Raw genomic sequence first — 1493 nt, forward strand, 5'->3', positions numbered from 1 at the left:
CGCCGGCCGTGCCGCCACCGGCCGCGCCGCCACCGACCGCGCCGCCACCGACCGCGGGCGGGCCGATCCCGTCCCCGCCGATCCGACCCCCTCCGGCCTCACCCCCTCGGAAGGAAACGAGCTGCCATGACCGATGACCTGAAGGCGAGGATCCTCGACCTCGTCCGCGAGTACCACCAGCAGCAGACCGGCGACGACGGCTTCGAGGAGGGCCGGACGCCGGTGCTGTCGTCCGGCCCGGTGTTCGGCGCGGACGAGCGGACGGCGCTGGTCGAGGCCGCGCTGGAGATGCGGGTCGCCGCCGGCCCGTCCGCGACCCGGTTCGAGCGGCGGTTCGCGCGGCACTTCGGGCTGCGCAAGGCGCACCTGGTCAACTCGGGCTCGTCGGCGAACCTGCTCGCGCTGTCCGCGCTGACCGCGCCCGAGCTCGGCGAGACCCGGCTGGCCCCGGGCGACGAGGTGATCACCGTCGCCGCGGGGTTCCCCACGACCGTGAACCCGATCGTGCAGAACGGCCTGGTCCCGGTGTTCGTGGACGTCGAGCTCGGCACCTACAACACCACCCCCGAGCGGGTGGCCGCCGCGATCGGGCCGAAGACCAAGGCGATCATCATCGCGCACACGCTCGGCAACCCGTTCGACGCGGCCGGGATCAAGGAGCTGGCCGACCAGCACGGCCTCTGGTTCGTCGAGGACAACTGCGACGCGGTCGGCTCGTACTTCCAGGGCAGACTGACCGGGACGTTCGGCGACCTGGCCACCGTCAGCTTCTATCCGGCGCACCACATCGCGATGGGCGAGGGCGGCTGCGTCCTCACCGGGAGCCTGGAGCTGGCGGCGCTCGTCCAGTCCTACCGCGACTGGGGCCGCGACTGCTGGTGCCTGCCCGGCGAGGACGACCGCTGCCGCAAGCGGTTCAGCTGCGAACTCGGGTCGCTCCCCCTCGGCTACGACCACAAGTACACGTTCTCCCACATCGGCTACAACCTGAAGACCACCGACCTGCAGGCGGCGCTCGGGCTGGCGCAGCTCGACCGGCTGACCGCGTTCGGCGAGGCCCGGCGCAAGAACTGGCAGCGGCTGCGGGACGAGCTGGACGGCGTGCCCGGCCTGCGGCTCCCCGAGCCCACCCCGGACAGCAACCCGAGCTGGTTCGGGTTCGTCATCACCGTCGACCCCGGCGCGCCGTTCACCCGCACCGAGCTGGTCCGGCACCTGGAGGAGAAGCAGATCCGGACCCGGCTGCTGTTCAGCGGCAACATCCTCCGGCACCCCGCCTACCGGGACGTGGAGCACCGGGTCGTCGGCAGCCTGGAGAACAGCGACACCATCGTCGACCACACGTTCTGGATCGGCGTCTATCCGGGTGTCACCGACGAGATGACCGACTACGTCGGCCGCACCATCCGCGAGTACGTGGCGTCGCGCGGCCGTTCCTGACCGCGCCACCGGGGGCGCGGACGGCCCGGGCGGACCACTCCGCCCGGGCCGTC

1 protein-coding gene is annotated in these 1493 nt (G+C 72.4%); it reads left to right on the plus strand.

Features of this window, described 5'->3' with window-relative positions; genetic code table 11:
• Positions 1 to 126 precede the first annotated feature (126 nt).
• Positions 127 to 1440: a lipopolysaccharide biosynthesis protein RfbH gene (gene rfbH, locus DZF91_RS23915; protein WP_117359556.1), complete on the plus strand. Its 1314-nt coding sequence runs from the start codon at positions 127 to 129 to the stop codon at positions 1438 to 1440.
• The last annotated feature ends 53 nt before the right edge of the window (positions 1441 to 1493 follow it).

It is taken from the genome of Actinomadura logoneensis, assembly GCF_003428695.1.
In the GTDB taxonomy this organism is placed as follows: Bacteria; Actinomycetota; Actinomycetes; order Streptosporangiales; family Streptosporangiaceae; genus Spirillospora; species Spirillospora logoneensis.

What these genes read in the sequence shown, in the direction of transcription:
- rfbH (WP_117359556.1), top strand. Translation starts at nt 127, where the DNA reads ATGACCGATGACCTGAAGGCGAGGATCCTCGACCTCGTCCGCGAGTAC.